This is a genomic window from Rhizocola hellebori, assembly GCF_016862955.1.
Lineage (GTDB): Bacteria > Actinomycetota > Actinomycetes > Mycobacteriales > Micromonosporaceae > Rhizocola > Rhizocola hellebori.
The window spans coordinates 1-26,924 of sequence record NZ_BONY01000077.1; the positions used below are offsets into that span (position 1 = coordinate 1).

Annotated in this window: 24 protein-coding genes; 23 read left to right on the forward strand and 1 reads right to left on the reverse strand. The window is 67.5% G+C overall.

The annotated features are described in order from the left end of the window. Positions 1–622: 622 nt before the first annotated feature. From Rhe02_RS39010 to Rhe02_RS39095, 18 genes are all read left to right on the forward strand, one after another. Positions 623–1,843 carry an MFS transporter gene (locus Rhe02_RS39010; protein ID WP_203913523.1) on the forward strand — a complete coding sequence of 407 codons (1,221 nt, stop codon included), beginning with the start codon at positions 623–625 and terminating at the stop codon, positions 1,841–1,843. Continuing rightward, positions 1,782–2,651 (forward strand): glycosyltransferase, encoded by an 870-nt coding sequence (locus Rhe02_RS39015; protein WP_203913524.1) that lies wholly within the window; start codon positions 1,782–1,784, stop codon positions 2,649–2,651. The genes Rhe02_RS39010 and Rhe02_RS39015 overlap by 62 nt, the downstream gene beginning before the upstream one ends. Positions 2,652–2,982: 331 nt before the next feature. Then, positions 2,983–4,239: a nucleotide sugar dehydrogenase gene (locus tag Rhe02_RS39020; protein WP_239124331.1), complete on the forward strand. Its 1,257-nt coding sequence runs from the start codon at positions 2,983–2,985 to the stop codon at positions 4,237–4,239. Positions 4,240–4,275: 36 nt separating this feature from the next. Further along, positions 4,276–4,989 (forward strand): PIG-L deacetylase family protein, encoded by a 714-nt coding sequence (locus tag Rhe02_RS39025; protein WP_203913526.1) that lies wholly within the window; start codon positions 4,276–4,278, stop codon positions 4,987–4,989. A 24-nt stretch (positions 4,990–5,013) separates the two neighbouring features. Next, positions 5,014–6,000, forward strand: coding sequence for an NAD-dependent epimerase/dehydratase family protein (locus tag Rhe02_RS39030; RefSeq protein ID WP_203913527.1), 987 nt, complete (start codon positions 5,014–5,016; stop codon positions 5,998–6,000). A gap of 166 nt (positions 6,001–6,166) precedes the next feature. Next, positions 6,167–6,862 carry a CGNR zinc finger domain-containing protein gene (locus tag Rhe02_RS39035; RefSeq protein ID WP_203913528.1) on the forward strand — a complete coding sequence of 232 codons (696 nt, stop codon included), beginning with the start codon at positions 6,167–6,169 and terminating at the stop codon, positions 6,860–6,862. Positions 6,863–7,000: 138 nt separating this feature from the next. Then, positions 7,001–7,684, forward strand: a complete 684-nt coding sequence (locus Rhe02_RS39040; protein ID WP_203913529.1) for a 2OG-Fe dioxygenase family protein — start codon at positions 7,001–7,003, stop codon at positions 7,682–7,684. Positions 7,685–7,702: 18 nt separating this feature from the next. After that, complete coding sequence (locus Rhe02_RS39045; RefSeq protein ID WP_203913530.1) at positions 7,703–7,888, forward strand: lysine biosynthesis protein LysW; 186 nt, start codon at positions 7,703–7,705, stop codon at positions 7,886–7,888. Between the two features lies 1 nt (position 7,889). After that, a complete protein-coding gene (locus Rhe02_RS39050; protein ID WP_203913554.1) occupies positions 7,890–8,765 on the forward strand; it encodes an ATP-grasp domain-containing protein in 876 nt (291 codons plus the stop codon). Next, complete coding sequence (argC, locus tag Rhe02_RS39055) at positions 8,762–9,790, forward strand: N-acetyl-gamma-glutamyl-phosphate reductase (protein WP_203913531.1); 1,029 nt, start codon at positions 8,762–8,764, stop codon at positions 9,788–9,790. Before Rhe02_RS39050 ends, argC begins: the two co-directional genes overlap by 4 nt. Beyond that, positions 9,781–11,628, forward strand: coding sequence for a M20/M25/M40 family metallo-hydrolase (locus Rhe02_RS39060; protein ID WP_239124332.1), 1,848 nt, complete (start codon positions 9,781–9,783; stop codon positions 11,626–11,628). Before argC ends, Rhe02_RS39060 begins: the two co-directional genes overlap by 10 nt. After that, positions 11,628–12,404 carry a thiamine pyrophosphate-binding protein gene (locus tag Rhe02_RS39065; protein WP_203913532.1) on the forward strand — a complete coding sequence of 259 codons (777 nt, stop codon included), beginning with the start codon at positions 11,628–11,630 and terminating at the stop codon, positions 12,402–12,404. Before Rhe02_RS39060 ends, Rhe02_RS39065 begins: the two co-directional genes overlap by 1 nt. After that, positions 12,401–13,285, forward strand: a complete 885-nt coding sequence (locus tag Rhe02_RS39070; RefSeq protein WP_239124333.1) for a transketolase family protein — start codon at positions 12,401–12,403, stop codon at positions 13,283–13,285. Before Rhe02_RS39065 ends, Rhe02_RS39070 begins: the two co-directional genes overlap by 4 nt. Positions 13,286–13,297: 12 nt before the next feature. Next, positions 13,298–14,182 carry a family 3 encapsulin nanocompartment shell protein gene (locus tag Rhe02_RS39075; protein WP_239124334.1) on the forward strand — a complete coding sequence of 295 codons (885 nt, stop codon included), beginning with the start codon at positions 13,298–13,300 and terminating at the stop codon, positions 14,180–14,182. Further along, the gene (locus Rhe02_RS39080) at positions 14,179–15,096 is read left to right on the forward strand and encodes a sulfotransferase (protein ID WP_203913533.1); all 918 of its coding nucleotides are present in this window, start codon (positions 14,179–14,181) and stop codon (positions 15,094–15,096) included. Before Rhe02_RS39075 ends, Rhe02_RS39080 begins: the two co-directional genes overlap by 4 nt. Further along, the gene (locus Rhe02_RS39085; RefSeq protein WP_203913534.1) at positions 15,081–15,872 is read left to right on the forward strand and encodes an SDR family oxidoreductase; all 792 of its coding nucleotides are present in this window, start codon (positions 15,081–15,083) and stop codon (positions 15,870–15,872) included. Before Rhe02_RS39080 ends, Rhe02_RS39085 begins: the two co-directional genes overlap by 16 nt. A 58-nt stretch (positions 15,873–15,930) precedes the next feature. After that, a complete protein-coding gene (gene cysD, locus Rhe02_RS39090) occupies positions 15,931–16,845 on the forward strand; it encodes a sulfate adenylyltransferase subunit CysD (RefSeq protein WP_203913535.1) in 915 nt (304 codons plus the stop codon). Positions 16,846–16,847: 2 nt separating this feature from the next. After that, positions 16,848–18,089 (forward strand): sulfate adenylyltransferase subunit 1, encoded by a 1,242-nt coding sequence (locus tag Rhe02_RS39095; RefSeq protein WP_203913536.1) that lies wholly within the window; start codon positions 16,848–16,850, stop codon positions 18,087–18,089. Here Rhe02_RS39095 and Rhe02_RS39100 read toward each other — a convergent pair. Beyond that, the gene (locus Rhe02_RS39100; protein WP_239124336.1) at positions 18,082–20,712 is read right to left on the reverse strand and encodes a LuxR C-terminal-related transcriptional regulator; all 2,631 of its coding nucleotides are present in this window, start codon (positions 20,710–20,712) and stop codon (positions 18,082–18,084) included. The genes Rhe02_RS39095 and Rhe02_RS39100 overlap by 8 nt on opposite strands. A 197-nt stretch (positions 20,713–20,909) precedes the next feature. Between Rhe02_RS39100 and Rhe02_RS39105 the strand changes: the two genes are divergently transcribed. The 5 genes from Rhe02_RS39105 to Rhe02_RS39125 are packed head-to-tail and all read left to right on the forward strand — an operon-like array spanning position 20,910 to position 26,776. Continuing rightward, the gene (locus Rhe02_RS39105; protein WP_203913538.1) at positions 20,910–22,109 is read left to right on the forward strand and encodes a glycosyltransferase; all 1,200 of its coding nucleotides are present in this window, start codon (positions 20,910–20,912) and stop codon (positions 22,107–22,109) included. Positions 22,110–22,123: 14 nt separating this feature from the next. Further along, positions 22,124–23,725, forward strand: a complete 1,602-nt coding sequence (locus Rhe02_RS39110; protein WP_203913539.1) for an AMP-binding protein — start codon at positions 22,124–22,126, stop codon at positions 23,723–23,725. Then, complete coding sequence (locus tag Rhe02_RS39115; protein WP_203913540.1) at positions 23,725–24,873, forward strand: acyl-CoA dehydrogenase family protein; 1,149 nt, start codon at positions 23,725–23,727, stop codon at positions 24,871–24,873. Before Rhe02_RS39110 ends, Rhe02_RS39115 begins: the two co-directional genes overlap by 1 nt. Continuing rightward, positions 24,870–26,423 carry an aldehyde dehydrogenase family protein gene (locus Rhe02_RS39120; RefSeq protein WP_203913541.1) on the forward strand — a complete coding sequence of 518 codons (1,554 nt, stop codon included), beginning with the start codon at positions 24,870–24,872 and terminating at the stop codon, positions 26,421–26,423. Before Rhe02_RS39115 ends, Rhe02_RS39120 begins: the two co-directional genes overlap by 4 nt. Further along, positions 26,420–26,776: a type II toxin-antitoxin system RatA family toxin gene (locus Rhe02_RS39125; protein WP_203913542.1), complete on the forward strand. Its 357-nt coding sequence runs from the start codon at positions 26,420–26,422 to the stop codon at positions 26,774–26,776. Before Rhe02_RS39120 ends, Rhe02_RS39125 begins: the two co-directional genes overlap by 4 nt. Positions 26,777–26,924: the final 148 nt, after the last annotated feature.

A 26,924-nucleotide genomic window follows, 5' to 3' on the forward strand; every position in this document is an offset into this window, starting at 1 on the left:
CGAGGCTACCCACACCCACCGACAATTCCAGATGCGTGGATCTTGCAGCCGGGAGGGCGTGGCAGGGGAGGCAATCGGATCACGGCGGCAGCCGGGCAGCGGTCGGCGATGAGGCCTGGATAGCAAGGGGCGCGACGAGGAGCGGGCCGAGGTGCGGCAGTGTGAGGCGGGCGTGGGAGGTGCAGGTCCTGGCGTGGCAGGCGGAGCCGCCGGGGGGTGGCCATGCACGGAGGTGGCGTTGCCGCCGGGAGATACGGCGAGGGACCACTTCGGACCGGCGCAATGGTGGTGGGGGATAACAAGAACTGACTGGGTCTTGTCGGTGTGGAGAGGGTGCTAGAAGGGTAGAAGGCGGCAGGGGAGAGTCCGACCGGGACGGCCGCGGCAAGATCTGTTCAGCAAAGTGCATGTTGGTGGTAGCCAAACTGCGCGATCAAGCAGGATCAGTCTGAAAATAGACTACACTGATGGATAAATGCTACCACCAAACTTCATATAGACGGTTGCATGATGTTGGGCACGGTGATTGAGTAATGGCATTGAGCTGGTCGAGTATCGAATTCCATCACACTTGGGTGACGGCCGCTTGCTACACATTGTCCAGGACTGGAGGAGGTAGTCGATGAACCCTCAACGACGCGCGACCTATGCCCTCATCGCGCTGTCTGTCGCGACTTTTTGCTACGTGACCACCGAAGTCCTTCCCATTGGGCTGCTTACCCTCATCGCACCGGACCTGGGGCGTTCGCAGTCGGTGACGGGTCTGCTGGTGACCGGGTATGCGCTGGTGGTCATGATTTTCGCGGTGCCATTGACCAGGGTTACCCGGCGGGTGCCGCGGCGGCCGCTGCTCACGGCGGCGCTGGCTTTGTTCGCGGTGACGACGACGATTTCGGCGCTGGCCACCTCTTACGAGGTGTTGCTCGCGGCGCGGCTGTTGTCGGCGGCGATCAACGGCGTTTTCTGGGCGGTGGTTTTCCCGACGGCGATTTCGATGTTCCCGTCGAACGTGCGGGGGCGGGTCGTGGCGAGGCTGTCGATCGGCAACGCGCTCGGTCCGGTCGTTGGCGTGCCGCTGTGCACGTGGCTGGGTGGGGTCGCCGGGTGGCGGTCAGCTTTCGCCTCGATGGCCCTGCTCGCCCTGGTCACGTGCATCGCGGTGGCGGTGCTCCTGCCGAACATCAAAATGCAGGAGAGTGACGGCGACACCGGGGCCATGCCCGACCGGCATCGATTCGTGGTGCTGCTCATCGCGACCATACTGGCGGTCACCGGTGCCATGGGTGCGTTTACCTACATGACTGTCTTCCTGCTCGACGTCAGCGGGTTTGTGGCGGCCTCGCTCGGCCTGTTGCTCTTTGTGCAGGGCTCTTTCGGCGTGGTGGGCACGTGGGGGGTGGGCCGAGTGCTGGACAGGTTCCCGCTCGGCGTGGTGCTCGGGCTGCTCGGGCTGAATGCCTTCGCGATGCTTGGCCTCTACGCGGTGGGCGCGAGCAAGGTGTTGACGATCCCGTTGCTCGCCATCGCGGGCATGTCGTTCAGCTCGCTGATCGCCGGGATCCAGCATCGCATCATGCTGGTCGCCCCGTCGACCACCGACATGGCGTCGGCCGGTCTGAGCGTGGCGTTCAATTTCGGTCTCGCCACCGGTTCGTTCATCGGCGCGGGCCTGCTGGCGTGGGCCGGCGTGCGGGTCATCCCGTTGTTCGGCGGGCTGCTGATAGCTGCGGCGCTCGCGTTGCTGATCTGTGACGAAATGATCCTAAAGAGAAGGAGAAGCAATGAAACTCTCCGTAGTGATCCCGACCTACAACCGCTCGGACATCTTGCGACTCACGCTTGAGTCCCTTGTCCACCAGGACCTGGATCATGACGACTACGAGGTGCTGGTGATCGACGACGGATCATCCGACGACACCGCGGAAGTGGTGAAGGAATACATGGACCGGATGAACCTGCGTTACTTCTTCCAGGAGGACGAGGGTTATCGGGCCGCGGGGGCGCGCAACGTCGGGATAGCCAATGTCAAGGCCGACATCACGGTCTTCATGGATTCGGGGGTGCTGGCCCACTCCGGATGCCTGCGCGCCCACCTTGCCAGTCACGAAGCCACGGACGGCCCCGCCGCTGTGATCGGGTATGTCTACGGCTACAGCCTCAACAACGAGAACGCCAAAGAGGTTGCGGAGTCCACCGATCTGAGCGATGTGGACGGGACCATCGAGTTGTGGCGCAAGGAAGGTCTGTACGGCGACATCCGCGAGGAGTTCTTCGAACGCGAAGGCGACGACTGCGCGACCGCGCCCGCACCCTGGCTGATGTATTGGACGTTCAACGCTTCCATCCCCACCGAGGTGCTTCGGCGAGCCGGCGGTTTCGATGACGCTTTCCGGGCATGGGGCGGCGAGGATGTCGACCTCGGCTACCGGCTGCACCGCGAAGGCGCCCGCATGTTCCTCAACCGCGAAGCGATGTGCTTGCACTGGCCGCACCCGCGGGACTGGGACGAGCTGCACGGCGACGCCGTCGCCAACTACCAATACATGGCGCGTAAATACGACACACCGATCACCCGGCTGCTCGGGGTCGTCCCGACCATCAACTTCTTTGTCATCAACGATGTCATCCGGGGCCGCCAGCTGACCCACTGACCGCGCAACGATTGACCACAGGCCCGAAGCGGTTTTCCGCCTCGGGCCTGAACCGTGTGTGGGCTCAGACCTATTAGGACACATGAGTATCGCAATGAGCGGTTCCATGAATCGTATTGAGTAGCGCGCACGATCGAGGACAGGTACCGCAGCCGGAGTACGTTGCTTTTTGTGAACGGATAGAGGAATTAGGTCGGGTCGAGATGAGGCGATCATGAGACAAGAATCGAATACTTCGGTACTGAATGCTCCTCAGCCGCATCGGTTGGTCGATCGGGAAAGCGTGATCGCTGCTTCCGTGTTGAATGGATCGACGGGGGAGAGGGTTCGCGTGTATGACGTGGCAGTGGTGGGGCTCGGCTATGTTGGCCTGCCGCTGGCGAAAGAGGCGGTGGGGGTGGGGCTTCGGGCGGTCGGAGTGGACATCGACCCCACCCGGGTCGAGATGCTCAACGGCGGGGATTCCTATGTGGACGACATTTCCAAGGACGATCTCGGGGAGATGCTCGCCGCCGGCTTTCGGGCCACCACGGATCCGGAGGCGCTTTCCCAGAGCGCAGCCATTGTCATTTGTGTACCGACTCCACTCAACGACGATTACGGTCCGGACCTGTCGGCCGTGCGAAGCGCGGCCCGCATGGTGGCCGGCTACCTGACGCCGGGCACACTGGTCGCGCTGGAGTCGACGACGTACCCGGGAACGACCGAGGACGTGGTGCGGCCGATCCTGGAGGAGTCGGGTCTCATCGCGGGACGTGACTTCAGCCTGGTGTACTCGCCCGAGCGCATCGATCCGGGCAACCACCAATTTGGATTGAAGAACACGCCGAAGGTCATTGGCGGCCTGACCGAGCGCTGCCGTGACCACGCCACCACCTTCTACGGGCAGTTCGTTTCGACGGTGGTGCCCACCACGGGGCCGCGCGAAGCCGAGATGGCCAAGCTGCTGGAAAACACCTACCGCAACGTGAACATAGCCCTCGTGAACGAGATGGCCATCTTCTGCGACGAGCTGGGCATCGATCTGTGGGAGACCATCGAGGCGGCCGCCACCAAGCCGTTCGGGTTCCACAAGTTCCTGCCCGGCCCGGGGGTGGGCGGGCACTGCATTCCGGTGGACCCCTCCTATCTGTCTTATACGGTCCGCAAATTGGGCTACGCCTTCCGGCTGGCCGAGACCGCACAGGAGATCAATGGGCGGATGCCGAAGTACGTCGTCAGCCGTCTGCAGCGGGCCCTCAATCGGGAGGGCAAGTCGGTCAAGGGCGCCCGAGTGATGCTGCTGGGGGTGACCTACAAGCCGGACATCGCCGACGATCGGGAGACCCCTGCTCTCCCGCTGGCCCGGGAGCTGCTCAAGCTCGGCGCCGAGTTGTGTTTCGCCGATCCCCACGTTCCGGTGTGGACGGTCGACGAGGTGGCCATCACCCCGATCGAGGCTCCGCTGCACGCGGTGGCCGACTGCGACGCGGTCGTGCTGCTTCAGGGGCACACCGCCTTCGACCTGGAGGCCATCGCCCAACGGTCCCGGCTGGTGCTCGACACCCGCGGCCTGCTAGGGCGGCACAAGAACGTCGAGCGCCTCTGACACGCTTGAAAACGACTCACGGAAATGGGCAACACGATGACGTTCACCTGGTCGCAGCAGCGAATTCTGGTTCTTTCGCCGCATCCCGATGACGAGATTCTCGGCTGCGGCGGGCTTCTCCACAAGGCGAAGGCCGCCGGCGCTGAGGTCTTCATCCAGTTCCTCACGGTCGGGCACACCACCGACCGCTCCTCGTGCCTGAGTTCCTCGCCGGAGGAACGGCACATCGAAATCAAGCAGGTCGCCGAATACCAGCAATGGGACGGCTGGCACATCGCCTTTCCCGGCGACGAATACCATCTGCGGCTCGATCTGATTCCGCGGGTTGAGCTTTCCAACATGGTGGAGCAGGAAAGCCCGCTGTCCATCGCCAAGCTGCGGCCCACGGTGGTGATCGCCCCGCACCGCACCAGTTACAACCAGGACCACCAGGCGGTGGCCGAGGCGGCGCACACGGCGATGCGGCCGTCCAACGCCCGGCTGCGCCACCACCCCGAGCTCGTGCTCTCCTACGAGGAGGCGGCCGACCAATGGCGATACGATGCGGCGCCCATGCCCAACCTGCTGGTCGAGCTCGCCGAGGAGGACCTCGACAGCAAACTCGGGGCACTGCAGCTTTACGCCACCCAGATCCACGAACATCCGCACACCCGCTCGGAGCAGACCCTGCGCAGCCTTGCCGTGTTGCGTGGCATGCAGGGCGGCTTCGCACTGGCCGAGGCCTATCACATCATGCGATGTGCGGCCTGATCCGGTACTACCGAAAGGGAGCCCATGAAGATTCTTGTCACCGGGGGCGCCGGGTTCATCGGCTCCCACCTATGTGAATTCCTGGTCGGCAAAGGCCATGAGGTAACCGCGCTTGACGACTTCACGACCGGCTCGGCGGCCAACCTCGCCGGCTGTCTGGACTCTGGCAACCTGCGCCTGGTGGAGGGCTCGATCCTCGACCCGGCCGCGGTGAGCGAGGGGGTCAGGGGCAAGGACGCGGTCTTCCATCTGGCCGCGGCGGTCGGCGTCCAGACCATCATCAACAGTCCCCTGCATTCGCTGCGGGTCAACCTTCAGGGCACCGAGAACGTCGTCGAAGCGGCGGTGCAGCACGGGGTTCCGTTCGCCATCGCGTCGACGAGCGAGGTGTATGGCAAGAACGACGCCGACGGGCTGCACGAGGACGCCGACCGGATCCTCGGTTCGCCTTTGCTGAGCCGATGGTCCTACGCGGCGGCTAAAGGCCTCGACGAGCTGATGGCACACATTCGTGGCACGGAGACGGGGACACCGTGCGTGAGCTATCGGCTTTTCAACGTTGTCGGGCCGCGGCAGACCGGCCGGTACGGCATGGTCCTGCCCCGGTTCGTCAAGCAGGCGCTGCGCGGCGAACCCATCACCGTGTACGGGGATGGTAACCAGCGCCGGTGTTTCGGATCGGTGTACGACGTGGTGCCCGCCATGGTGGCGCTGCTGACGACCCCGGCGGCGTTCGGAAAGGCGGTGAACCTCGGCGGCCGGGAGGAGATCTCCATCCGGGGGCTGGCGGAGAAGGTCAGACAGATCACCGGATCGGGCAGCGACATCCGTTTGGTGCCATACGACGAGGCTTACGGCGCGGGTTTCGAGGACATGCGCCGGCGGATGCCGGACCTGTCGCTGGCCCGCGAGCTCATCGGATATCAGGCCCGCTACGGCCTTGATGACATCGTGCGATCGGTTGCCGACGCACATCAGGACAGGCATCGGATAACGCAGGCGGCCGTTTGATTCAGGTGGTGCCACCACCGTCCGCCGCAATGCCGGCGCCAGCGTGCCCCGTTCCGGCCAACCCCCGTGGCCAAACGGTCTTGGCCGCTGGCGCCGCTTCGCATGCCTTCCAAAGAGGTTGACGTCGTGCAACCTTCATTGAAGGTTTAGGTGGTAGCATGGGCGGATGCAACTCGACGTCTGCCAGCTGCCGATGGTCGGTGGGCACCCCGCGCTCGATCTGGTCAACACCCTCGAAAGAGGCGAGCCGGTCGAGGGCGAGCCGCCGCCCTACGACTTCATGTGTGACACCTCCGCGTTGCTGCGCTGGACGGCCCTGGCGGGCCTGATCAGCGACGCGGAGGTCAACCGTGTTCGTCGGGTCTGGCGCGACGACCCCGCGGTGGCACACGCGGGGCTGGCCGCGGTGCGAGACATTCGCGAAGGGCTGCACCTCGTGCTGCTCGCCGCGATCTCGGCCGCGGACGGTGAGGAGCCGGGTGCCCCGGGCGACCCGGCTGCCGGCGACCCGATCGCGGCCGGAGCCGCGCTGGTGGAGCTGCACGAGCGGTGGTCCGGGGCAGTCGCCCGTGCCGCTCTGGTGCTCGACAAGGGCGATCCGCCGCGGGTGCGGCTCGCCTACGGCACCGTGGCGGCAATGCTGGTTCCGGACAGGATCGCTGAAGCCGCAATCGATGTGCTGCGCGCGGCCGACCTGACCCGGGTGCGCCGCTGTCCGATGCTCGAAGGCGGCTGCGGATGGCTGTTCCTCGACCAGAGCCGCAACGGATCCCGCCGCTGGTGCCGCATGGCCGACTGCGGCAGCACGGTCAAGGCGCGCCGCCTCACCGAGCGCCGCCGCGCCGCACGCGGCAACCACTGAGAGGGCAACCGCTGCGCAATAGGTGCGTATAGCGAAGGCATTGAGTAATGCGCGGCCAGACACCGGAGTACCTCCTCGCTTGTAGCTTCATGCAAGGGCGAGAAGGGAGGTACGGCAATGCGCATAGAGAATGCAATCTTGCCGCGTCCGGAGGATGTCGCGGAAAAGGGCTGGAGCTACGGGCAACTACCGGTATCGACGAATACTGATTGGCAGGAATTCGCGAATGCCTGGGACGATCTGCCGATCGACCCGTATGTCAAACCAGGCCACCGCACATCTCGATATCGTCGGCTGGGACATCTGCTGGCGCGCGGTGACGGTTCGCTGGAACGCCTGCCAAATAAGGCGTTCGTCCAAGACAAGGACGTGAATCGGGTTTACGGCGGCCAGGTTCGGGTGTTCGAGCCGATCCTGGGAAAAACGTATGACAATGCATGCTTCCAGGCCACCATCGCGTTCGACCTCAACCTGATCCGGCAGCTGGAACCCGGCCAAGCCGATTGGCTGATCACCGTCCACGCGATTCGTGTGCTGGCCACCGGTGACACCACTTCGGCACCGGCGCCGGAGGGGCGGCACAGCGACGGCCACGACTACGTGATCATGCATCTCATCGGCCGGGAGAATTGTGCCGGCGGCCTTAGCCGGCTGTTCGGCAAGGGCGAAAGCGAACCATCGCTGGAACACACCCTGTTGCTGCCGATGGAATCCCTGGTGGTCAACGACCAAACGATGGAACACGAGGTTACCCCGATCAGCCCGGACGATGCGACGACCGCGATCCGGGACATGATGATTGTCGATTTCGAGCGGGCTTGAGAAATCCGGAGGACTCCCATGGCGAATGTGACGACGGCACCCGTCTGCCTTGAATGTGATACCGACATCCTCGTGCCGACCGAGACCGAACTGGGCGACATCCTGTCCTGCCGCGGCTGCGGGCAGGAGCACGAGGTCACCGAGGTGACCCCGAACATTCAGCTCGATCGCGCACCCGAGATCGAGGAGGACTGGGGTGAATGAGATGACCGAGGTGCTGGTCTCGGTCACCATGGTGCGTCCGGAGGAGCGATTGCTCCTGCGGGCGCTCCAGGCGACCGGGCTCACGGCGCGGACGGTGACGCCCAGGCACACCGCGGCCTTCCTCAACGACACCGCGCCGCGACCGCGATTTGTGTTGCTGCGCAACGTTTCCCACCGCGAGCTGGCCACCATGTCGGACCGCTTCGAACAGGCCGGCATCGAGACGCTCAACACGCCGGGGGCGGTGCGCCTGTGCCTGAACAAGGACCTGCAGGCGATCGCGTTCAAGCGGGCAGGCGTCGCGCATCCGGTGACCCACATCGCGTTCTCCGTCGAGCAGGTCCGCGAGTACGTGGCGCTGCTCGGCGGGGACGCGGTGCTCAAGCCGATCAGCGGATCGTGGGGACGCGGCGTGGTGCGCGTCGCCGATGAGGCCCAGCTCGACGCGTGGGCCGGTGGCCGGGAGGCACTGGACCCGCTGGGCAAAGGATTCCCGGTGGTGGTGCAGCAGTATGTGCCCAAGCCCGGGTTCAACGAGCGCGTTCACGTGGTCGGCTACCGGCCGGTGGTGGCGTACAGGCAGATCAGTCCGGGATTGGTGACCAACACTCATCAGGGCGGCCGGGTGGAACCCATCCCGGTGTCGGACATATCGCGCGAGCTGTGCAAGCGCGTCGTCGACTGTTTCGGTCCCGGGTTCTACGGCATCGATCTGGTGGAGTCGGTGGAGACCGGCGAGAAGTTCGTGCTGGAGGTCAACACCAATCCCGAATTCGCCCGGTCCTCGGAGATCCATGGCGTCGACATCGCGGGGCACGTTGCCGCGTACGTGCGGGATCGGGTGCTCGCGACGATAGCGAGCGAGGTCCCGGTATGACTGAGCGGATCACCGTGGCCGTCCTGGGCGGCAGCGGGTTCATCGGGGCCGAGCTGATCCGGCTGCTGGCCGGGCACCCGCAGGTGGAGCTGAAGTTCATCTCCTCCGCGCGGCACGCCGGCCAGCGCGTCGGGCAGGTGGTGCCAGGGCTGCGCAACTCGGCCGCGGGCGAGCGCCGAATGCGCTCGATCGACGAGCTGTCCAAAGTGGATGTGGCGGTGGCGTGTCTGCCCAACGGGACGCTGCCGGGCATCCTGGAAGAGGTGTCGGGCAAGGCCGATCTGGTGGTCAACGTGGCCGGGGATTTCCGGCTGCGCGAGCCCGGCGAGGTGGCCAAGCACTATCCCGAGTCGGCCGGCGGCTGGCGGCATCCGATCCCTTACTGGGTTCCGGAGTTCTGTGGCAAGCCGATCGAGCCGGTGCTGAACCTGCCCGGCTGCATGGCGGCGGCGACTCTCTACGCGCTGTATCCGCTGTTCCGCGACGGTCTGGCCGCGCCGCAAGTGGTGGTGGACGCCAAGACCGGATCCAGCGGTAGCGGGAGCGGCAGCGTCGAGCATCCCGCGGTGCGCGAGGGAAACGTGCGCGTACACAAGCTGCACGGGCACCGGCACGCGCCCGAGGTGCGCCAGGCGCTCACCGACCTGACCGGGCACACACCCGACCTCCAGTTCTCCACGTTCAGCCTGCCCGTCGCGCGGGGTGTCATGGTCGCCGCGTATGGGCGGCTCCTGCCCGGCGCCGAAGATGGCGATGTGCGGCGGGCTTACGCGAAGGCTTATGCGGACACACCTTTCGTCCGGGTGGCCAACGGGCGTACCCCGATGTCGATGCCGATGCTCAAGACGGTGGTGGGTTCCAACGTCGCCGAGGTCGGCGTCGCTGTCGACGAAGACCGGTGGGTCGCGGTGTCCACACTGGACAACCTCATCAAGGGTGGCGCGGGTCAGGCGGTACAGGCCCTCAACCGCGTCTACGGCTTGGACGAACGACTTGGACTTGCGGAGGCAAGCGGATGGCCGTGATGAATAACGCCGGTCTGGCGAGCGTCTCCCCCTATTCGCCGCTGTATGTGGTGAAGGTGGGCAGTGCGAGCCTGCGCTATCCGGCGGTCTACGACGAACTAGCCGTTCTGCGGCATAGCGGTGCCCGGATTCTTCTGGTCACCGGCGGCGCGGCCGACATCGCCGACCACTACGCGAGCATCGACCGTCCAATGCGGACATTACAGCTGACAAGTGGCGACGAGGTCAGGTATTGCCCGCCCGAAGAGATGCCGCACATCGTGGCGGCGTATGAGCGGCTGACCCTGACGCGGGTGAGCGACGAGCTTGGGCAGCGTGGCCTGACCGTCTACGCGGCGACCGCGAGCACCGAATCTTTGGTGACCGGTACGCCGAACCGCCCGCTGCGGGTTGTCGAGGACGGCCGGCAGCGGCTGGTGCGCGATCACCGGGCCGGGGTGGTGAGCCAGGTGGCGGTGTCGCGTCTGGACAAGCTGCTGTCGGTCTTCGACGTGGTGTGCGTGTCGCCGCCGGTCGCCGCCGACGACGAAGGTGCGCCACTGAACGTGGACGCCGACGTGCTCGCCGCCGAAATCGCTCGCGCCCTGGACGCCGACCACCTGCGCCTGGTGACCGGGACGCCGGGATTGCTGGCCGATCCGCAAGATCGGCGCAGCACCCTGCCGCACGTGCGCCTAGGCGACGGCATGGCCTACGCCCGGGGGCGGATGCGGCAGAAGGTGCGCGCCGCCGAGCTGGCCCTGGCCGGGACGGGCGACGTGGCCATCACCGGGCCGCATACCGTCAACACGTATGGGGGCACCCGTTTCTGGCGGGCGCCCGCGCCGGAGCCGGACCTCGATCTGCTCGCCCGGATGGTGGAGATCTCCTCGGTGTCCGGCAATGAACGCGAACTCGCGCTGTTTCTGCTGGAATGGCTCACCGGCCGGGGCGTGTCGGCGAGCGTCGATGCGGCCGGCAACCTGGTGGCCACTCGCGGCTGCGGCCCGCGCACGTTGCTGCTGCTCGGCCACATGGACACTGTCCCGTACAGGTGGCCGGTGGCTTGGGAAGGCGACGTGCTCACCGGGCGCGGCTGCGTGGACGCCAAGGCGAGTCTGGCGGTCTTCCTGGAAACGTTGGTGGAGATGGACATCCCCGACGGTGTGACGGTACGGGTCGTCGGCACGGTCGAGGAGGAACGCACCGCGGCCGGGGCGCTCTGTGCCCGCGACCTGTACCGGGCGGACGCGGTCATCGTCGGGGAACCAAGCGGATCCGGCGCGCTCACCATCGGGTACCACGGAGTCTGCAAAGCGCGGATCCGGGTGGTGCAGTCGGCCGGGCACACAGCGGGCCTTGGCAGGCGCACGGCCGCAAGCCAGCTGGTCGACACCATCACCGAGGTACAGACCCAGATCGGCAAATGCAGCCCGGAAGCCCTGTTCGCGGTCATCGATCTGGACGCGGGCGGCTCGGGAGCGACCCAGACCGCGTCCGCGGTGCTCGACGTGCGGGTGCCGCCGGAGGTCGATGTGGACGAACTGCTCCTCGCCTTCGGCGACGCCGAGCTGCTGCTGGCCACCCCCGCGGTCAGCACGCCGCGGACCGACCCGCTGGTGAGGGCGTTCACCCGGGCTCTGCGCGCGGTCACCGGCGGGGCGCCGCGGCTGCTGGCCAAGAAGGGCAGCAGTGACATGAACACGCTCGCCACCACCTGGCGAGGGGTGCCGATGGTGGCCTACGGGCCGGGTGACGCCAAGCTCGACCACACTCCGGACGAGCGGATCTCGGCCGGTGAATATCGGCAGGCGAAAGCCGTGCTGGCCGCAGCTGTACGGGATTGGTGTGTGCACTGATGAACGAGACAGATCTGCTGCACGACCAGGCGGCACAGGCCCGCCGCCTGGTCGTCGACATGGCCGCCAGCGAGGTCGGCTGTCACCTCGGCGGGAGCCTGTCCGTGCTGGACATCCTGGTCGCTGCCTACGCGGTGGCCAGGTCCCGGCCGGGCACCGAGGTGGTGCTGAGCAAAGGGCACGCCGCCGCCGCGCTTTACGCGGTGCTGCATGTCAACGGGGTCATCGCGGAGAACCCGGCGCCGCTCTATGGGCGCGCCGGTTCGCCTTACACCGGTCACCCCAGCCCCAAAGTCCCCGGCGTGCGGTTCCCCACCGGAAGTCTCGGCCACGGTCTGGCCTATGCGGTCGGATGGGCTCTTTCGCGGCGGCTGCTCGGGCAGCCCGGTGGCGCCATCGCCGTGGTCGGCGACGGCGAGCTGCAGGAAGGCCTGGTCTGGGAAGCGCTTCAGGTCGCCCAGGCGAAGCGCATCGGCGGGCTGACCGTGGTGGTGGACTGCAACGGTGGCCAGAACGACGGCTACGTCGCGGACATCTCCCCGCTGACCGATCTGCCCGCGCGGCTGGCCGCCTTCGGGTTCGAAGTGTCCGAAGTGGATGGACATGACATCGAAAAGCTGATGATGGCCATCGTTCCCGGCGACCAGCCGAAGGCCGTGCTGGCCACCACCGTCAAGGGCAAGGGCGTGCCGGCCACCGAGGGCAAGGCCGCCTCCCACTACGTGAAGGTGAGCCCGGCCCGGGCCAAACAGTGGAAGGCGGCGATCCAATCATGATTTCGGCACGAGAGGCATATCGGGCCGAGCTGACCGAGCTGGCCGCCGCCGATCCGCGGATCGTGTGTCTGGAGGCCGATCTCGGCGGCGCCTCGCACCCCTTCCGGGACAGCATTCCGGACCGATTCCTCAACCTGGGCATCGCCGAGGCGTCCGCTGTGGACATCGCCGTCGGCTTGGCCTCCGCCGGGCTGCGCCCATTTGTCAGCACCTTCGCCACCTTCGCCACGTTCCGGGCGGCGGAAAGCGTCAAGCTCGGGCTCGGCTACCTTGGTGCGCCGGTGGTCTTGGTCTGCCCCTACGGCGGGGTGTCCGGCGCCTGGTTCGGGCCCACCCACCACTGCCTGGAGGACCTGGCCGTGGTGCAGAGCCTGCCGGGCTTGCGGATTGCCGTCCCGGCCGGGGAAGCCGAGACCCGCGAGGTGATCCGGACAGCGGCCACCGGTGACCGGCCGTGCTACGTAAGGCTGGCCCGCAACGACGTTTTCGACATCCCGTTCACCCCGGCCGGCCGTGGAGAGGTCAGCTGGCTCAACCCGCTCGGCGGCGACACGTGTCTGGTGTCCATCGGTGAGAAGCCGACCGAATTGTGCGCCGCAGCAACGAAACAGCGACCCGAGCTGGGCCACGCCCACCTGTGCTGGGTCGACGCCGAAAGCCTCGCCGAGGTCCTGCCGCAGCTGACCGGCGTGCGCCGGCTGGTCGTGGTGGAGGAGCATCGCGCGGCCGGCAGCGTCGCTGCCACGCTGGCGCTGATGCTGCCCTTGCAAGAAGTGCGCGGTGTCAACGCCGGCACCGACTGGCCGTCCGAGGGCGGCAGCCACGACGAAACGCTGGCCGCGCTGGGACTGACCGTATCCGCGGTTCTCCAAGCCGTCTAAGGAGAGATGCAAATGGCTACAACCATGCAACCGACCGCCAGCGCGCTGGAAGTCACCCGGCAGACGCTGGCCGACCCCACCCTCACCCGGCGCAGCCCCGGCGAGGAGTTCGCCTGGGCGGTCGCCCAATACCGGGAAAGCCCGGACGTCGTCGTGCCGATCCGGGCACACCTGACCGCCGCCTTCCCGTTGTTTGCGACCCGGCCTCGGTACACGGTCCGGCACCTGTTGAAGGTGGCCTCCGTGTCCGATCGCACGCTCGCCTTCGTCCGGGAGGCGCCGAAGTCCGACTACGGTGTGGCCGGGACGACTTACGCCACTACGCCGGAGTCGGGCTTCGTACCCAGCGTGGAGTTCGCGGAGCTGACCGAGCTGAGCATCGCGGTGCCGGTTCCGGCCGACCTGCGCCACGACCCCGCCCTTCTGGCCGCGTTTGTCGATTATCGGGTACTGGTCCGCCTCGGCGTGGTGGAGAACCAGGCCCTGCTGCACGGAACGGCCGACCGCCGGATCGAAGGGCTGCTGAACCTGCCCGAGATCCGCCGGGAGCCGGCCAGCTTCGACAACCTGGGTGAGGCGCTGACCGAGGCGGCGGGCGCGGTCGAGGAGACCGGCGGCTCGTGCGACGGCATCGTCATGCATCCCACCCTCTACTGGCGATTGGTCCAGGGCGGTCACCTAGGGCGGCTGGCCGAAGCGGGCATCAAGGTGGCCCGGACCCGAATGATGCCCCGCGGGCAGGCTCTGCTCGGCGACTTCCGGGCCGCGGTCACCCTGCTCGACCCGAGCGTGTCGTCGCTGGCCCTCACCGGCGACGTCATCGAGGCCCGCACCTCCGTCGGCCTGGCTGTCCATCTGCCACAGCACTTCCTTCTGCTGGGAGGCGATCGCCAGTGAAGGTCATCTACATCACCGGGTGGCTTCGCAGCGGCAGCACCATTCTCGGCAACGTGCTCAATGAGCTGCCAGGCGTGCTGCACGCGGGCGAGGTGCACTACCTGTGGAAGAACGGCGTGCTTCGGCACGGCACCAACTCGCTGTGCGGCTGCGGTGAGCAGGTGCGCCAATGCCCGCTATGGTCGTCGGTGGTGTCCACTCTGGACACGCCGGATCTGGGCCGGCTCGCCACTCAGATGATGACGTGGCAGCGACGTGCCCTGCGCACCCGGCACACCCGGGCCCGGCTGGCGCACACGCCCGACGAGGTGCGTGCCGCCGTGGATCGGACGGTCGCGCTCTACCGCGCGCTCGCCGAGCGCGGCGCTGAGCGGGCGATCGTGGACAGCTCCAAATATCCGGCGGAGGCGGCGGCCCTGCTCCAACGCTCCGATGTGGACTTGCGGGTGGTGCACATCGTTCGCGATCCGCGCGCCACCGCCTACTCCTACCTTCGGGCCAAGCGGTACATCGATCCGATGAGCCCGGCGGCGAGCACCTCGAACTGGGTCGGCTTCAACGTGGCCTCAGAACTGGTGGGCAACGCCGCCAATGGGCGATACCTGCGGGTGCGCCACGAGGATCTGACCCGGGAGCCGAAACGGATAGTCGCCGAGGTTCTGCGCTTCGCCGGGCTCGACGACGAGTCGCCGGTCGGCGACGACGGCAAGGTGACGCTGGGCGTCAACCACACCGTCACCGGCAACCCGGACAGGCTGAGCCAGGGCGTGGTGGCGATCCGGCCCGACGAGCGCTGGCGCACCGAGTTGCCGCTTGGGCATTCCGCGGTGAGCACGGCTCTCGCGCTGCCCCTGCTGCGCCGCTACCGGTACCCGCTGCTGGCGAGGGGAGAGCCGTCATGGACCTCGGTCTGACCGGCCGGGTGTGTCTGGTCGCGGGCGCGTCCAGCGGGCTGGGCCTAGCGGTCGCGCGTGCGCTGGCCGCCGAAGGGGCGCACGTCTCGATGGCGGCCCGCGACCCGGACAGGCTGGCCCGCGCGCGTCAGGAAGTCGACCGCGCGGGCCCCGGGCGGGTGCTGAGCTCCACCGTGGACGTCACCGATGAGGCGGCGGTGCGGCGCTGGGTCGACCAAACCGTCGCCGAATTCGGTGCGCTGCACGTGGTGGTCACCAACTCGCCCGGCGTCCCGCACGGCATGGCCGACACTTTCGCCGTGGACGATTACCGCCGCGCCTTCGACGGCTCCACGCTGCCCCACGTCGCCATCACCCTGGCTGCCCTGCCCCATCTGCGGCGGGCCGGCTGGGGAAGGATACTGATGATCACTTCGGAGGCGGTGCGCCAGCCGTTGCCGGGCACCGCCATGTCCGCGGTGGCCAGGCTCGGCGTGCTCGGCTTCGCCAAGGGCGTCATGCACACCCTGGGCGCAAGCGGTGTCACGGTGAACGTGCTCGCCCCGGGCGTGCATCAGACGCCCGCGTTCGAAGGTTTCGTCGCGGCACGGTCCACCGCTTCGGGCGTGGATCCGCAGACAGCGCTTAAAGAAATCGCCGCCGAGGTACCGCTGGGCCAGATCGGCCAGCCCGAGGACTTCGGCGCGCTCGCAGCCTTCCTCGCCAGCCGCCACGCAAACTTCGTCACCGGCACCGTGCTTTTGGTCGACGGCGGCAACACTCGGGGGATCACATGAGCGCACGCTTGCGGGAGCGAATCATGAGATTGGGATTCGCTCATGCGGACCGTCAGGCATGGCCGACGAAGGAGGCTATGGCATGAGCATCGAAGTTTTGGAAGCTGAGGCCATCCACATCATGCGGGAGGTGGCGGCGGAGTTCCAGCGGCCGGTGCTGCTGTTCTCCGGCGGCAAGGACTCGATCGTCCTGCTTCGCCTGGCGCAGAAGGCTTTCCGGCCGGCCCCGATCCCCTTCCCGTTGATGCATGTGGACACCGGACACAACTTTCCCGAGGTGTTGCAGTACCGGGACAAGCGGGTCGCCGAGCTGGGGCTGAGGCTGATCGTCGCGTCCGTCCAGGACTCGATCGACACCGGCCGGGTGGCCGAGGAGACCGGACCGCGGGCTAGCCGCAACCGGCTGCAGACCACCACGCTGCTGGACGCCATCGACAAGAACGGCTTCGATGCCGCTTTCGGTGGCGCCCGCCGCGATGAGGAAAAGGCCCGCGCCAAGGAAAGGATCTTCTCTTTCCGCGACGAGTTCGGCCAGTGGGACCCGAAGATCCAGCGACCCGAGCTTTGGAACCTGTTCAACGCCCGGATCCGCAACGGCGAACACATTCGCGTGTTCCCGCTGTCGAACTGGACCGAGCTGGACGTGTGGCGCTACATCGACCGCGACGAGATCGAGGTGCCGTCCATCTACTTCGCTCACCGGCGGCGGGTCTTCGCCCGCGATGGCATGCTGCTGGCCGAAAACCCTTACCAGCCAACCGGAGCGGGCGCGGAGGTCTATGAAGCGACCGTCCGTTACCGCACGGTCGGCGACATGACCTGTACCGGCGCCGTCCTCTCCGGCGCACGCACCGTCACCGATATCGTCAAAGAGGTCGCGTCCACACGGATCACGGAGCGAGGGGCCACCCGGGCTGATGACCGGGTCAGCGATGCCGCTATGGAAGACCGCAAACGGGAAGGGTATTTCTGACCGTGGACATCCTCAGGTTCGCCACCGCCGGCTCGGTCGACGACGGCAAGAGCACGCTGATCGGCCGTCTGCTCTACGACTCCAAATCCACCTTCACCGACCAGCTGGCGGCGGTGGAACGGGCCAGCCGCGATCGCGGCGACGAATACACCAACCTCGCCCTGCTCACCGACGGCCTGCGGGCCGAGCGGGAGCAGGGCATCACCATCGATGTGGCGTACGGCTACTTCGCCACGCCCAAGCGAAAGTTCATCATCGCGGACACCCCGGGGCACGCCCAGTACACAAGAAATATGGTGACCGGAGCTTCCACGGCGGACCTGGCCATCATTCTGGTCGACGCGACCAAGGGGCTTGTCGAGCAGAGCCGCCGGCATGCCTTCCTCGTCAGCCTGCTGGGCGTGCCGCATCTGATGGTCTGCGTGAACAAAATGGACCTCGTCGGCTACGACGAGGCCGTGTTCGAGCGGATCCGCCACGAGTTCACGGCCTTCACCACCAAGCTTTCCACGCGCGACGTCACCTTCGTGCCCATCTCCGCCCTTCGCGGCGACAACGTTGTCAACCGCTCCTACGACATGGGCTGGTACGGCGGCTCGCCCCTGTTGCACCATCTGGAAAACGTGCACATCGCCTCGGACCGTAACCTCGTCGACGCCCGGTTCCCGGTGCAGTATGTGATCCGGCCGCAGTCGCACGCCTACCGCGACTACCGCGGTTACGCCGGCCAGGTCGCCGGCGGCGTGCTGCGCCCCGGCGACGAGGTCATGCACCTGCCGTCCGGCTTGACGACGCGGATCGCCGCCATCGACGGACCGGACGGCCCGGTCGACGAGGCCGCTCCGCCGATGTCGGTGGTGTTGCGCCTCACCGACGAGCTGGACGTGTCCCGCGGCGACATGATCTGCCGGGCGCACAACGCGCCGATGGCGACCCAGGATCTGGACGCGATGGTGGTCTGGATGGCCGACCGTCCCCTGCAGACCCGTTCGACGCTGATTCTGAAGCACACCACCAAGTCGGCACGCGCCATGGTCCGGGACCTTCAATACCGGCTCGACGTCAACACCCTGCACCGCGACGAGAGCGCTGACCAGTTGCGCTGCAACGAGATCGGCCGGTTGCGTCTGCGGGTCACGCAGTCCATCTTCTGCGACCCGTATTCACGCAACCGGCTCACTGGCGCATTCATTCTGATCGACGAGGCGACCAACCTGACGGTCGGCGCCGGGGTCATCAACTGACGGTTTCGGTAAGCAGTACCCGCAAGGCGCCTAGCTCCGCGCGGGTACTGATACCGAGCTTGCGGTAAACGCTGTGCAGGTGGTTTTCCACGGTGCGAACCGAGAGCATCAAGCGGCGCCCGATCTCCTTGCTGGACATGCCACGCGCCGCGAGCTCCGCTATCTCACCCTGCCGGGGCGTGATCTGTGGCGCCTCCAGGATGGAAAGCGCGGGGGAGCACGGGGTGTCCTCGCAGTGGCGGATCAGGGTGAGCGCGCGGGCGGTGGCAGCGGACGCCTGAGCCAGCCGGCCATCGTCGCGGTGCTGGTTGGATTCCTCGGCGGCGGCCTCGGCCGCCAGCAGCGGGCTGCCCAGTTCCGCGAAACCGGCGGACACCTCGGCCAGTGCGGCGGCGTTGCTGTCGGCCACCGCGCGGGCATGCGCCGCGTAAAGGTCGGCGAGGCGATGGCCGGATTCGCCCGCCAGTGCTGACAGCCGATCGATGGCCAATTCCGGTGCGCCCAGCCGCACCATGTCGTGCAGGGCGAGAGCTTCGAAGCCGGTCGAGCCGCCTTGGCGTGCCGCCCGCGCGGCCTGCTGCGCGAGCGGGACGGCGTCGCCTCGCAGCGCGGCGGTGACCCAGGTGCGGGCCAGCTGCGTCCATCCGGTGAGCACCCGCATCGAGTCGGCGGCGAGCCGGTCCGCCTCGGCCAAGGTCTGGCTGGCAAGGTGCGTCTCACCGGTCAGCGCTTGACCGTGGGCCATCAAAGCGAGCAGGACGGCCAGCACGCCGCTGGGGCCGTGCTCACGGCCGATCGAGATGCCCTCACGGCACCAGCGGATCTCCTCGCGCAGCCGTCCCTGCATCCGCGCGACGACGCCGCGCAGTAAGCACGCCACGGCCAGCCCGAAGGGCCAGCTGCTCGCCATCGCCCGGTCGTAGCTGTCCAGGGCCCGCTGTTGCGCCGCCTCGAAACGGCCGGTCCACAGCAGACCGTGCACCACCCCGAGGTCGGCTAGGACCGTCAGCCACGGCGCGTCGGCCGGCCACGGACCTTCCAGCGCCGCGACGCCTTCGTGCGCTCGGCTGGCGAAGACCATGGCAAGCCCTGCCGCGACGCGGGATTCGGGCTCGCCCGGCGCCATCGCGGCAAGCTCCAATGTGGACTCGGGGGAACCGGCGAGCGCGCGCAGCAAGGCCTGCCGCGCGATCAGCCGCCGCCGCGCGACGTCGTTGGTCAGCGCGGCGGCGGTGCTACGCAGCAGGGCCTCGGCCTGTGCCGGGCGGTCCAACCCGAAGAAGAGGTTGAAGGCGCGCACCGCGGCCACCCGGGCGCGGTCATCGTCGCTGTCCAGGTTTCCCAGCTGGCTCAGCACGGCTTCGGCTTCGGCGCTCTGGCCGGTGAACAGCAGGCTGTACCCGAGCGGCTCGGCGACGGTCGCGCCTTTGCCCGCGGCGAGCGCGCGCCTTCCCAGTACCTCGGCCATTTTCAGGTCCATCGCCGACCAGGCGCCCCACGCTGCCGTCACCATGCTGCGGCCGTTTTCCGGCCCGGGTGGCCGGCCGCTTTCCATCCGCCACCGGGCGGCCCGGGCCAGATCCACCGGATGATGACTGGTCGCTTCGACGATGCTCGCGCATCCGTCGAGCCACCGCTGCGCGCGCAGCCGTGGCGTGACAGCGCGCAGCACCTCGCCGTAGATCGGGTAGGCCAGCCGTGCTCTGTCCTGGCCATCGCGGCGCTCGATCTGCACCACACCGCACGCCTCGGCAATCTCCAGCGCATCAGCGGAGACCAGCTCGCCTAGCACGAAGGGGTTTATCGGCTCGGTGAAAGCCAGCAGCTCCAACGCCGGCCGGCATTCGGCGGGCGCGGCGGTGAGCCGCTCGTCGATCAGGCCCGCCAGCCAGGACGGGATGGCGAAATCACCGATCAGCCGCCACATTCCGGCATCGGCGTCTTCGACCACTCGGCCGGCCGCCAGCTGCGCCGTGAGCAATTCCCTTATCAGCAGCGCGTTGCCCGCGGTGGCTTCCCAGAAGCGTTGCACCAGCGCCCCGTCCACCTGGCCGCAGAGCGCCTCGGTGAGGATCTGGTGGACGTCGTCACGGGTCAGCTCGCCGATTTCGATCCACTCGGCCAGCCCATCGGTCCACAGATCGACGATCGGGTGCGGCAGCCGGTGACCTTTGCGTGCGGTGGTGAGCAGGAAAAGCTCGCCGCGCCTTGCCATCCGCACCGCCAGCGCGGCCGAGGCCTCGTCGAGCAGATGGGCGTCGTCGGCGACCAGCACCAGGCGGCGCTTGCCGGCGTGCTTTTGCAAAGCCTCGGCGGCCACCCGCAGCGAGTCGCCGGTGAGCGGCGCGCTGAGCAGCATCGAAGGCAGATGTTCGGCGAGCGCGCCGAACGGAACGTTGGCCATGGCGGCCGAGGTGGTGGCTTGGATGATTCGGTAGGTGGCCGGGCTGGCGCCACGCGCCGCCTCGGTCTGCAGCCGGCTCTTGCCGACTCCCTCGGCACCGATCAGTGCCACGCCGGCGGAGTCTTGGTGAGCCATCGCTGCCGCGATCCGCTCCCGTTCGGAGATCCGGCCGGCGAAGACCTGCCGCAGGCGGTCCCGCATGGTGGTGTCACTGTTCATCACTGAGTCAGCGTCTGAGCTGCGGCTATCGATCCGCTGTCGATCGGCCAGCTGGGTAGCGATAGCCGAAGTGTTTGAGTAGCAGCGGGTCGGCATCGAGTAGCCGTGGGCCTGCCACCACCGCAGTGGTTTGCCCATATCGTCGCCAGTGCCGGCAAGCCACCCAACATTTCGAGCTCTCGTGAACAGGGGCGCTGATGTCGTACTTGATGCCTACCGATCCCGCCGTACTGGCGGCTGCGGTCACCGACAACCTCGTCGTCGCGGTCGACCCGGACGCGCCGGCCTCCGGCCTCTACTACTGGGAAATCTCCCGGCCCTGGCGCGACAAGGTCGTCGACGCTGTCCGCAAATGTGACGACGACACTATCCGCAAGCTGGGCGAGGATCTGCTGGACGATCCCACGGACCACCACCGCTATTGGGCCATGCACGCTGCGCTCGTCGAGCGGCACGGGCAGATCTCCTCGGTGGACGAGATCCTGTATCTCGGCTGGCGTGCCGAATGCAATTCGAAGCTGGGCCACGTACTGGCCGAGAACTACGACCGCGACGCCGTCCCGGTGACCGTGGAGGAGATGAAGGCCTTCGATCCGGGGCAGCCACTGCCGGCGGGCGCGAAGCCCGAGGTGCTGATCGTCATCCCGTTCCACAGCAAGCTCGAGGGCGGTGGAGACCGGCTGCGTAACCTGCTGGCCTGCCTGCGTTCGCTGCGCGACCAGTCCTTCCCCCGCGAGCACTACCAGGTGACCGTGGTGGAAAGCGACGAGCGGTCACGGTGGCGCGAGGTGATCAGCCCGTTCGTCGACAATTTCATCTTCGCCCGCAAGCAGGGTGTGTTCAACAAGTCGTGGGCGATGAACGCCGGTGTCACGAACAGCCCCGGGCATACCGAGCTGATCTGCCACATGGACGCCGATGTGCTCGCCGACCGAGACTTCCTGACCCGCAACGTGAACCGGCTGATCGGGCCGGGCACGATGGGACACCTGCCCTACCGCGACATGCTGGCGATGGACTACCCGTCCACCTGGCGGGCCATCCGCGAACGGCTGCACGGCGGGGCCGCGTCGGCCGACATGAGCAAGGTGCGCGGATTCACCCTGCGCCGCGGGCCGGGCCTGTGTTTCTTCGCCCGCGCCGAGCTGTACCACCGCGTCGGCGGCATGGACGAGCGATTCCAAGGCTGGGGCGGCGAGGACATCGAGTTCAACTACCGCTTCGGCTTCGACGCCGCCTTCGACGCTTTCGAGGAGCCACTGCTGCACATGCGCCACCCGTCCTACTCGCAGCTGCGCGAAGATGGTCAGCTCATCAACGCCCATCTCGTGCCGGGAACATGGCGCCCGGAACGCCCGATCGGTCAGCTGGACCAGTTCACCCCGGTTGGGGTCTAGCTCGGGAGGGCATCGTGTCCATAGTGGAAAGCTCGGCACCCATTCTGCGGGACGGCCGGACCGTACTCGAACACCTGCGGGAGAACGCGGACCGGCACCCGAACCGGCCGGCCGTGATCTGTTGGCACACAGACGGCAGGCAACCCGAGCGGCTGAGCTACGCCGAGTTGGCCGCTACGGTCGAGCGCCTGGCCGCCGGGCTGGTGCGGCTGGGCGTTCGGCGGGGCGACGTGGTGACCGTGCAACTGCCGAACTGCTGGCAGTTGGTCGCGGTCAGCCTCGCCTGCGCCCGGGTCGGTGCCGCCGCAGGTCCGGTGGCACCGATCATGCGGCGTCGCGAGCTGGAGTTCATGACCCGGCTCACCGAGAGCCCGGTGTATATAGGCATGGCGACGCACCGGGGCCACTCCTACGACGAGATGAGCGCGGAGGTGGCGCGGGCGGTACCCACCCTGCGTCACCGGATCCTGATCGGCGCCGCGAGCACGCCCGGCGCGCTCGACTTCGACGCCGATCTGCTGGGCCCGGCCGGTTCAGACGAATTTCAAGAGGCGGGGCCGGACGATCTGGCACAGGTGATGTTCACCTCGGGCACGACCGGTGAGCCGAAGGGGGTCATGCACAGTCATCGCACCCTCTATGCCATCAACCGCCGCCAGATCGAAGTGCTCGGGCTGAGCGCGGACGAGGTCACCGCGATGGGGTCACCGACGACCCTCCAAGGTGGATACACCTGGAACTTCATCATGCCGATCCTGATGGGGGCGTGCGCTGTTCAGGTCGACGCCTGGGATCCGGCGCTGATGCTGCGGATCTTCGAGGAGGAACGGGTCACGTTCTTCTACGGCGCGCCGACCTTCCTCGCGGATCTGATCCGCGAGCAGCAGCGCGAGCCGCGCGACATCAGCGCCCTGCGGGCGTTCGGCACTGGCAGCGCGCCCGTTCCGCCGGTGTTGGTGGAGCAGGCCCGCGACGTCCTGGGCTGCCGGGTGTACGCGGTCTGGGGCATGACCGAGAACGGCTGCGTCACCGTCACCCGCCCGGAGGATCCGCTGATGCGGGCGGCGCAAAGTGACGGCACACCGGTGCCCGGGATGCGCATCCGCATCGTGAATCAGCAGACCGGCGAGCCGGTCACCGGCGAGGCGGTGGGCCTGCTCCAGGTGCGTGGTGAAAACCAGTGCCTGGGCTACTACCGGCGGCCGGAGCTGTATCAGCAATCCATGACCCTGGATGGCTGGTTCGACACCGGCGATCTGGCCCGCGACGACGGATACGGGGGAATCCGCATCGTGGGGCGGGTCAAGGACATCATCGCCCGCGGCGCCGAGAAGGTGCCGGTGGTCGAGGTGGAGGCGGCGCTGCTGCGCCACCCGGCGATCCGCGACGTGGCGGTCGTCGGCTACCCCGACCCTCGGCTGGGTGAGCGCGCGTGCGCGGTCATCGTCGCCGACGGGACCCCACCGACCCTGGGCGACCTGCGCGCACACCTGATCGGGCTGGGCATGGCCAAGCCCTATTGGCCGGAGCGGATCAGCATCCTGGACGAACTGCCCAAGACGCCGTCCGGCAAGGTGCAAAAGTTCATCCTCCGTGAACGGCTAAGGACTTCGTGATGGAATTCTTGCTGACCGACAAGCAACACGCGCTCGGCGAAAAGGTGCGGGCGTTCACCAAGGAGCGGATCACTCCGTACTACCAGGACAGCGACCGGCAGGGCAGGCTCAGAGCCGCTCTCATCCCCGAGCTGGCCGCGGAAGGGCTCTTCGCTCTTCGCGTCCCGGAGGAGTACGGCGGGCTCGGGCTGGATGCGGTCAGCACCGGCGTAGTGCTGGAGGAGCTGGCCAGGGGTGACCTGACGGCTTGCTATCCGGTGCTCAACGCCGCTTTGGTGGCCGGCATCCTCACCGCCAACGGCAGCCCCGAGCAGCGCGAGCGATGGCTGCCCGCGATCGCCCGCGGCGACGCGGTGGTGGCGTTCTGCATGACCGAGCCGGGGCACGGCACCGACGCGGCCGCGGTCGAGCTGCGAGCCCATCCCCGTGGCGGCGGCTGGCGGCTGACCGGCGAGAAGACCTCCATCATGCTCGGCGCGTATGCGACGCACGGGATGATCTTCGCGCGGACCAGCGACGAGCCGCGGGCACGCGGGGTGACCGCGTTCTATACCCGGCTCGACGATCGCTATCTGGCCCGATCCACCCTGCGCGACCTGGGCAGCCGGTCCGGTGGCCGGGCAACCCTGATCTTCGACGGCCTGCCCGTGACACCGTCCGATGTGGTGGGTGGCCCCGGGCTCGGGTTCGCCCAGGGCATGCGCGGCTTCGACTATTCGCGGGCGCTGATCGCACTCATGTGCGTCAGCGTGGCGAGCCTGTCGCTGTCGGACGCCCTGTCGCACGCCCGGCATCGGGAGGCCTTCGATCAGCCGCTGGGCCGGTTCCAGGGCATCTCCTTCCCGCTCACCGAACACGCCACCTACCTGCACGCGGCCCGGCTGTTGGCCTACGAGGCGTTGTGGCGCAACGATGTCGGGCTGGAGCATCGGGTCGAGGCGAACATGGCCAAGTGGTGGGCGCCGAAGGCGGCCGTCGAGGCGGCGCATCAGGCGCTGCTGACGCTGGGCCACTTCGGGTACTCGGAGGAGCGCCCGCTGGCGCAACGGCTTCGCGATCTCATCGGCACGCAGCTGGCCGATGGCACCGCGAACGCCACCAAGCTGGTTGTCGCGCGGGAGCTGCTGGGCCGGGAGTTCGCGCCATGAGGAGCTATCCGTCCTATGTGGCAGGAAAGGATGTCGACTCCGACCGGTACGTCTACGGGATCACCGCCCGCGCGGTGCTGGAGGACACCTTTGACAGTCTGCGCCTCAAGCGCAGTCTGGAGTCGGGTCAGGGTGGGGCGCAGGACGATCCGCGGATCGCCGGCCGCTGCGCCCTGGCCGACGAACAGACGATGCAGCAGGCGCTGGCCGCGGCAGCGGGCGCGGCCGCGGAATGGGGCCGCACGCCGCTTCACACTCGGCTGCGCCTCGGCGAGGCTATTCGACGGCGGTTGATCGAGACCCGCGAGGAGTTCGTCAGCATCATGGTGGCCGAGGGCCGGCCGCGTTCGCCGGCCAGCGGCGAGGTCGATGGGCTGCTGGACATCTTCAGCGAGCAGACCCTGTCCTGGTGCGGCGAGCTGCTGCACCGCGAGTTCGAGCACGGCGGCAAACGGCTCATCCTGCGCCGCCGCCCCGACGGCGTGGTGTGCGTGGCCCCGCCGCAGAACGCGCCGCACTCCAATGCCATCTACGGCGCGGCGAGTCTGCTGTCGGGCAACGCGGTGGTGGTCCGAGCGCCGCGCAGCCTTCCGCTCGGCGTCATGTACGCGATCCGGGAGATCGTCGCACCCGCCCTGGACGAGATCGGCGCCCCACCGGGCACGGTGAATGTCGTTTGTGGACCTCCCATGCTCTCCGACTGGCTGGACAGCCCGCACGTCAATGACGTCATCTACTTCGGCGGCAGCGCCAAGGGTCTGGCCTTTCAGAACGAGTGCGTGGCCGCGGGCAAGAAGCCCATTCTGGAGCTGGCCGGCAACGATTGCGCGGTCGTCTGGCGCGACGCCGACCTCGACGTGGTGGTCGCCGCGCTGACCGAGGCGTTCAACGCTTCCGGGCAGATCTGCAACGTGCCCAACCAGGTGGTGGTCCATCCGGCGATCGCTGATGAGTTGCTTGACCGGTTGCGGGCCGCTGCCGCGCTGATCCGGCCCGGCTTTCCCGACTCCGACGGGGTGGAGCTGACCCCGGTTCTGGCCGCCGAGGCGTTCTTCGCCACCCTCGACGACGCGCTGGGCAAGGGAGCGCGGTTGGTGTGCGGCGGTCGCCGCCTGGAGGTGGACGGTTCCCCCTCGGACAGCGGCTACTTCCTGGAGCCGACCGTGGTACGCGTGGACGGGCTGGCGCGCAGCCGTGAGCTGGCCGCTGTTCGCGAGGAGACCTTCTTCCCGCTGCTGCCGGTCGTGGTGGCCGAATCGGGCCGCTCCGACAGCGCCTTGCTGGAACAAGTCATCGACTTTGTCAACAGCAACCCTTACGGGCTGCGCAACTCGTTCTGGTCGGCCGATACCGCGGTGGTGGACCGATTCCTCAATGGAGTGACAAACGGCGGAGTCATAAAGATCAATGACGAGTCGCATTGCGGGTTCTTCCCCTATCTGCCCTCGCACGGTGGTACCGGCCTGACCGGAGGGGTCTTCGGTGAGGCTAGTTACATGGCGGTGCGGACCACGCACCTGCAGGCGGTCGCGATGAAGGAGCTGCGATGAGGACCATCCGGGTAACGGCCCACGCCGCGGCCAGTTCCGACGAGGCTTTCGACGCGATAGCCGCGCTCGGCGATCATTGGCGGGTAGCGTTCCGGGGCCGCGAGATCCGTTGGGCGCAGCGCTGCGAGCCGGCGCCGGACCGGCGCGCGATCACCTTCACGCAGACCGACGGCGGCGACTTTCGCGACCTCACCGGGACGTGGCAGATCTCGCCCGCCACGGGCGGTTGCGAGGTGCGGTTCGAGGCCACCTTTGACGTCGGAGTCCCCATCTACGACCGGATCCTCGACCCGATCGTCGAGAAGGTGTTGGCCGACCACGTTCGAGACATCATAGGCAGGTTTGGATCTTAGTCTGTCGGCTGTCCACATTCGATCGTCCTTTCCCTACAAAGAGGGCGTCCCTCAACATCTTTGATGTTGAGGGACGCGGCGGCGGCTGTGTGTGGTGGACTAGCCCCAATTCGTGTCCTGCCCCATGATCCTCACCCTTTCAGCTGGC